The following is a 6,508-nucleotide window of genomic DNA, read 5'->3' on the forward strand; positions in this document are numbered from 1 at the left end:
CCCGGCCCACCGAACCCGCAGACCCTTCCTGCAAGTCCAGCCGTGGCCTCTGCCTTGTGCACAAAGCGCGGCGAGCCTAACACCTGTTTATCCATACAGTAAAGACTTGCATACCTATGACCTCTCCAATCATCCCCTGGATGGGTGGCAAACGCCGCCTGGCCGACCGCTTGATCCCTCTCTTTCCCCCTCATGAGTGCTACGTCGAAGTCTTCGCCGGCGGTGCCGCGTTGTTCTTCATGCGTCCCCAGCCCGCCCCCGTGGAGGTGCTGAATGATCTCAACGGTGACCTGGTCACCCTTTACCGTGTTGTGCAGAACCACTTGGAAGAATTCGTGCGCCAGTTCAAATGGGCGCTCAGCTCCCGGCAGATCTTCGAATGGCAGAAGATGACTCGTCCTGAAACCCTGACTGATATCCAGCGAGCAGCGCGGTTTTTCTACCTGCAGCAACACGCCTTCGGTGGCAAGGTCACCGGACAAACGTTCGGTACCGCCACCACCGGGCCGGCCATCAACCTGCTGCGCATCGAGGAGAATCTCTCCGCCGCGTGGCAACGCCTCGCCGGCACCTATGTCGAGAACCTGTCCTGGCTCGCCTGCGCCGAACGCTATGATCGGGCGCATACGTTCTTCTACATGGACCCGCCCTACTGGCAGACGGCCGGCTATGGCGTTGACTTTCCCTTCGAGGAGTACGAGCGCATGGCCGACTTCATGCGCCGATGCAAGGGCAGGGTGATGGTCAGCATCAACGACCACCCAGACATCAGGCGCACCTTCAACGGTTTCCACTTCGAGTGCCTGGATATCCGATATACCACTACGAATCAGCGCCAATGTAAGGCTGAGGTGACCGGCGAAATGGTGATCATGAATTGGAGACCCACGGGGCTTGGGCAACTTTTCTGACGCTGGTCGAGCAGGGTGGACAGGTGCCCAGCCCTGGCTCTGTTGATGTGCGAGCTATCGGCAGTTCGCGATTCGTTGCTGCAGCTCTTTCAACTGCGCAGCCTCATCCGTCGTGCGCCGTTCGATTCGGCGGTGCAGGGCGGCTGAGAGCTGAAACAGCTCCGGGGTGGATAGCAATAGATGGCCAGTGGCAACGGCGCTGATCATTTCCCTCAGCGTCATTACACCAGCGTCTTCCGGGATAGGTCGGATCTGTTCCTTGCCCGTATGATCGAACGATATCAACCAGCGCCGGCCCATAAGTGTCGGCGCTTCAATTGGCTTTTCTGCTGGCTGCTGAGTGAACTGGCGGTTAAGCCATATGCGGTACTCGCTGCCCAGCTCGGCTTTGCAATAGTCTGCTGCACGCTCGGCACCCATGGTGTCGATCATCCACAGATCACGATTACCCCGACGCAGCTTACGCTTGTGCTGTGGCAGCAGGCTGCGGACTATTCGATCAGAGCTGCCCAGGCCAAGTGCTGTACAGAGGTTGCCGGCGCTGAGCCAGTAGGTGTCGTTCAGTTTAGCGATCAGGATGTGGCGGCCACGGAACGCGCGGTGCTCGAGCACGGCATCCTGTATAGCTGGAAGGCTGCTCTTCTCGGTGGCCGCTTGCTCCAGCTGGTTGAAGGCGTCGATATATGCCTCTTTCCACCTGGCCGCTTCCTTACCAGTGAAGCCCATGCATAGGAAGGTAAAGCCATCGCGGGTCATGCGGTAATACGGCTCTGGCTTGTTGTTAAAGCCAGGACGAGTACACGGCGCAAAATTGCGCTGTGTGAATTCAGAGGAGCAGTCCAAGCTAGCAATCCGCTTGAGGACGTCCTTGTGCAGCTTGCCGAAGTGGGCAGCGACATCAAGGCTGGTAGTTGTCGGATGCCCGTCAATGAGTTCTACGGCTACGGGTGAGGTAGGAGCAATGGGTGCGATGGCTTTCATGGTGGATCTCCTGTGATGAAGGAGGCTCCGCGCCCGAGGCCAATCGGGTGGGCGAAGCCGTGCAGGTTGGCCTACCGGCTCACAGGGGCCGGCCACCCTTTCGGGTGCCCACACGACTCCGCCCATAGTGCAGGCATTGCCATGTTGCGGACGAAAAAAAACCGCCAAGAGAGCGGTAGTCACGTCCGCCTGTGAATTTCCGGGAGGCCAATCCCAGGTCGCAGGATTTACTGCGACCGATGAACGTTACTCAGCCCTTTGAGTAATGTCAACAAAATTAGCATGCGCGATTGGATGGCCGTCAGGTCCGATGGATGATCGCAGCTGTAGTATAACGAGCTTTAAATTAAAAGGATTAAGGGGTATGGATGATTATCAGCGTTCTGATTGCCTACATGTATCTCTCTGCTTATAGCGTAAGTTATGACTTCTGCAAAGGCAGAGGCGAAGGTGTCGGAGATAATAGGAAAGAGGCAAGCCAGTATTGGGGGCGCAATAAAGCAATATCGTATCTCCTCAAATCGACAGCCTATGTTGATGAAATTAGGTCCGAGTTAGTTCTTTTCGAGGGTGTTCTTTCTACACTGTCACACTACCGCGAGGCTGGTTTCAAGGCGCAAAGGTGGATCTGTCGTCGTATAGCCTGTCTTAAAGCTAATCTGTCTCTTACAGGTAGTAAATGCTCAGGCTGGCTTGTAAATGGGTAAGGACTAAGTACGTATCCTTAACAAACTAAGCTCCTATCGTTTAATGCCCAATTCAAAAGGCGCCAAACCCACTGTTTAAGGGCTCAAGCGCCTTCTGTCACTGTTGCGGCATGATTGGGGTTTGTGCTTACGCCTTACGCCTGATTCGATTTTTTCGCAAAGTATTCGTTCGCTTTATGAATGAGGTCCGCAGTGAACTTTCCGCGTTTCAACGAGTCTGCCGATGGAGTGCCAGTGGATACAATGATTTCTTGGCAGGTTAAGAAATGCTCCATGTATGGTTTATCTTCTGAAGTAAGCGATGTGATTATTTTGTTTGCGTATTCTTCAGCAGCTTTTGAGGATGGTACTGGGATATCAGTCTTCCCATGTACTACCCATTTGTAGACTTGAATAATATGCCAGCGAAGCTTGATAAAGTTGTGTGCTCCATTTTTCCGACCATTTACAAGCGTGTTGTATTTGTACAGGGCTAGAGCGGAGGCGTAGTAAAGAGACTCATGGTCGTTGTCGCAAAATAGATCTTTTCCGCTAGTTGAAAATATCTCCTTTACATATCTAGCCGAGTGATGGGCTTGGTTCAGCACCATAGCCGCATAACAGCGGGCCAATTCCCTGACATCAAAAATCCGGGTGAACTGATAGCCAGCATCTTTATACTCGCTTTCGCGGCGTTCAAAGTAAATTCTATTCTCTGGAGCTGCCTTGGCATTTTTTGCGTCAAAATATTTTTGAACAAGTTTTGCTTTGCCTTTCAAGCCATGGAACGACTCGGTGTTCACTTCTGTTTGATTATTGGTGGCAGAAATTATATCTTCTGAGACGTCGGTGTTGGCGGATTCGATAAATTTAATAATTATATTGACAGACGTGTCGAGCAGATGTCTATTCATGAACAATGTGTTGCTAGTTTGACAGCCGTTGATGACTTGATAATTTGTAAGGTTAATTTCCTTGGTGTTAGGAGTCAGTGTGAGTTCAGGTGCAACGATGGTGATTCCATTGTTAAGCACAGAGAATAAATTCTTTTTGTCGATATCATTGAGGGTGGATTTGATTTTGTTATTAACCTGGTTATTCTCTCCTAGAAAAGACCGGACGTTTTCTTCGAATACACGATGATTGAGATTGCCTTCGGCATCCGCTAAAACGTTGGTAACGAATTCTTCAGCATTTGCAATCCCGATATATGACTGGGGGATATTAGGGATCTTAGGCATCCCGAAGTAATCGATTAATCTAAGAGTTGCTTCATTCTTTTCTGTAGCGTTTGCATAGAATTTAAGCAGTTCGGCTCGCCCAAGCGGTGTTACACTGACCTCGCCAAATAGATCTTTCTCTGCAATTTTAATTTTCAGCGCATCAAAAGATGCCTTTATTTCACGGTCTTCTCTATAGTTTCCGCTAGTGCAATAATATGCGTGGAGGTTGGGTAGGCGGTTCTTTATTCTTTTCAGGTTGCCAAATATTTCCTTGATTATTTTCAGTGAATTGAGATTTAGCTTGCCTTGGGGGTACTGCGGGTTTAGGCTGATAAAATCTTCAAGGCCAACGCTAAAGTTATTAATGTCTGCTTTTCTAAAGGCTTCGCCACTCTTGCATTGCGTAAATATGATGTCGGCGCTTAAACTTGTTTTGTGAGTTCTGAAGATTTTCTGGACATCATCAATTGTTGTTATTAAGTCGCCATCAATGATGATGGAGATTCCGTCAATGGATGCATCATCTTCTTCGGTGGTTATGTCTTTAGGGTTGAATCTGCCAAGGTAATGTTTGGAGGTGATGCAGTAATTGCAGAAATATTCGAATAGTTTTGACTCTGGGATTTTTTTTGAATATTGGTATTCTTTTTTTAGTTCTTCAATATTTTTTTCGATGATGATATGCATGGCGGTCCATTGCTCGGGTTGGTTGGAAGGGTGTCAGTATGCCACTACAGCTGCTAGCCTTCCACTACGTTTCCCGTGCACACACGTTAGCTAAGTCGGCACACCTGTGGCGGAAGAGTCCCAGCACAGATGAGTTGACGATCAGTTGATGGAATCAACTCACGGTGCGGTGCTGTGCTGTGCTGTGAAGGGTATGCGGGCTTGGGCGCTTTCCTTCTGGATACTCCAGCAAAATCGGGTGTGATGCCATATTGCGTCTATGCTAGCTGGTTACTTTTACTATGAGGATCAGCCATGGCGTATGAAACGTTTTATGATCGCAACGGATGTGCGGTTGCCTGGTACGACGACGAGCAAGAGAGTCCAGCGATCTACCTCTACAACGGTACGCCTGTAGCGTGGATCTCTGACGACTCAATTTACGGGTACTCGGGGCGCCATTTTGGTTGGTTCAAAGATGGATGGGTGCTCGACTCTCGGGGCCAAGCAGTCTTTTTTACTACTGGGGCCACAGGGGGGCCGGCTCGCCCTGCAAGGAATGCGCGTCCGGCCCGTGCAGCCCGATCAGCTCGGCCTGCCAGGGGAGCCCGGCAAGCACGCCCTGCTCGTCCTTCGAGGAGCCTTTCGTGGTCGACGCTTTCAGGCGAAGCATTTTTCGCGCAATAAGGGTAGGCTTTAGGGCAGATTTGGGGCCGCTGCAGACCTAGTTAGTCCATCTTAGCACTAGCTGAAGGCCGATTTTTCTGGCCTAAAGCGCCCTGCGCGATTATCCGGACGGGTTCAAATCTCTAAGGCGCCCACCCCCAGTAAATGGGAGTGGGCGCCTTTTTCCTATTCTTACTGCAACACAATTGGTGTGGGCAGTGCTAGTGTCTATGCGCCATCACGCCAACCACGAGGCTCCCATGATTGTTATCGAGGCACTACCTGCGCCAGTCCCCAAAGCCAAAGGAGAGGAAGTCCTGAATCTTGTTGCTGACAATGTAACGGAGTTATCCATGCGGCATCCCCCTAGGTCGCATCCATTGTTCAGTGCATATCGGCTGAGTTTGCTCGCGGAGGTTCGGGCGTATCTTGCGAGACCGGAGCCATCTCAGATTGAATTGGTCATTGCCATGGATGATGGTTGCGTTGTCGGGTTTGCGCTTTGCGGTCTATCTCCTGGAGTGCACCCTGAGTGCGGTGTCTATTATGCGGCGGTGGCCAGGCCGCGTAGAGGTGAAGGGATCTTCAGCTTGATGATGCGAGAGATCGTGACTAAATACTCCGTCATCAGCCTCTCTTGTGAAGTCGGTTTAGTACCTATCTATGAGCGCTATGGATTTGAGCCTAGGGCGCTTCGAAAGCATCAGGTAGTTATGGCAATCGGGCAGCCGTGTGAAGAAACTCCCATTCTTGACCCTGATGCGCTCGCGCAACAGCCTCCCATCATCCAAGAGCAAATGGAGGCAACTGCTCGATCTACTGAGCAAGCAGTGGCGGCGGCGAACAAAGCGATGAAGAAGGCTCAGAAGACCGGGGAGGCAAAGGCGAAAAACTTTCTTTCTCAGCGCCTGAAGGCCAAGCGACGGTCTGCGTGAAAGAGGGTAGAGGGAGTGGGCCCTTCAGTGATAAGCAAGGAGCGGTTAAGGCGAAGGCCGTGTGTATGAGTGGTACAAAAATGGTACTCGAAGTTATCTAAGTCGTCGAAGCCCTTTGAAATCAAGGGCTACGCGGTGAGTAGGTCCAATCCATCATGGGGGCAACAGAAAACCGCCTCACTACCGTATCCATTGGGCGGGCCGCGTTTTCTGGCGTTTCGGGGGGCATTCGAAGATCTCTCGGTTACGGATGTTTAGCGCTTTCTGCTGACAGGTCACTGCCGTTACCGCCTCAGAGAGGAGGCCTAGTTAGCCAGGTCTAGTGCTCAGACCACGATCAAGCGCAAAGGCATGAATTCTATCGAGAGTGTCAGTTTTTTTGTGTGCGGGCCGATAACGGCCTACCGCCAGGCAGGCCGTGCTTTTACCAGGTAGGCCTG

The 6,508-nt window shown here is 51.4% G+C and carries 5 protein-coding genes; 3 read left to right on the forward strand and 2 right to left on the reverse strand.

Features of this window, described 5'->3' with window-relative positions; translation table 11 throughout:
• Positions 1–116 precede the first annotated feature (116 nt).
• Entirely contained in the window at positions 117–911 is a 795-nt protein-coding gene (locus FS767_RS19180) for a DNA adenine methylase (RefSeq protein WP_144967477.1), read from the forward strand.
• Between the two features lie 54 nt (positions 912–965).
• On the opposite strand, the gene FS767_RS23240 is transcribed toward FS767_RS19180, so the two are convergent.
• Positions 966–1,892 (reverse strand): Rha family transcriptional regulator, encoded by a 927-nt coding sequence (locus FS767_RS23240; RefSeq protein WP_256674288.1) that lies wholly within the window; start codon positions 1,890–1,892, stop codon positions 966–968.
• An 841-nt stretch (positions 1,893–2,733) separates the two neighbouring features.
• Positions 2,734–4,488: an AIPR family protein gene (locus FS767_RS19190; protein ID WP_144967479.1), complete on the reverse strand. Its 1,755-nt coding sequence runs from the start codon at positions 4,486–4,488 to the stop codon at positions 2,734–2,736.
• A 294-nt stretch (positions 4,489–4,782) separates the two neighbouring features.
• Here FS767_RS19190 and FS767_RS23580 point away from each other — a divergent pair, with 294 nt between their 5' ends.
• Positions 4,783–5,154: a 4-fold beta flower protein gene (locus FS767_RS23580; protein WP_371921601.1), complete on the forward strand. Its 372-nt coding sequence runs from the start codon at positions 4,783–4,785 to the stop codon at positions 5,152–5,154.
• Positions 5,155–5,393: 239 nt separating this feature from the next.
• A complete protein-coding gene (locus FS767_RS19195) occupies positions 5,394–6,068 on the forward strand; it encodes a GNAT family N-acetyltransferase (protein ID WP_178102751.1) in 675 nt (224 codons plus the stop codon).
• Positions 6,069–6,508: the final 440 nt, after the last annotated feature.

This window comes from Pseudomonas sp. DE0010 (assembly GCF_007680745.1).
Classification (GTDB): Bacteria; Pseudomonadota; Gammaproteobacteria; order Pseudomonadales; family Pseudomonadaceae; genus Aquipseudomonas; species Aquipseudomonas parafulva_B.

Bases quoted from the DNA above. Each gene is read 5' to 3' on its own strand.
- FS767_RS19180 (WP_144967477.1), top strand. From the start codon at position 117: ATGACCTCTCCAATCATCCCCTGGATGGGTGGCAAACGCCGCCTGGCC.
- FS767_RS23240 (WP_256674288.1), bottom strand. From the start codon at position 1,892: ATGAAAGCCATCGCACCCATTGCTCCTACCTCACCCGTAGCCGTAGAA.
- FS767_RS19190 (WP_144967479.1), bottom strand. From the start codon at position 4,488: ATGCATATCATCATCGAAAAAAATATTGAAGAACTAAAAAAAGAATAC.
- FS767_RS23580 (WP_371921601.1), top strand. From the start codon at position 4,783: ATGGCGTATGAAACGTTTTATGATCGCAACGGATGTGCGGTTGCCTGG.
- FS767_RS19195 (WP_178102751.1), top strand. From the start codon at position 5,394: ATGATTGTTATCGAGGCACTACCTGCGCCAGTCCCCAAAGCCAAAGGA.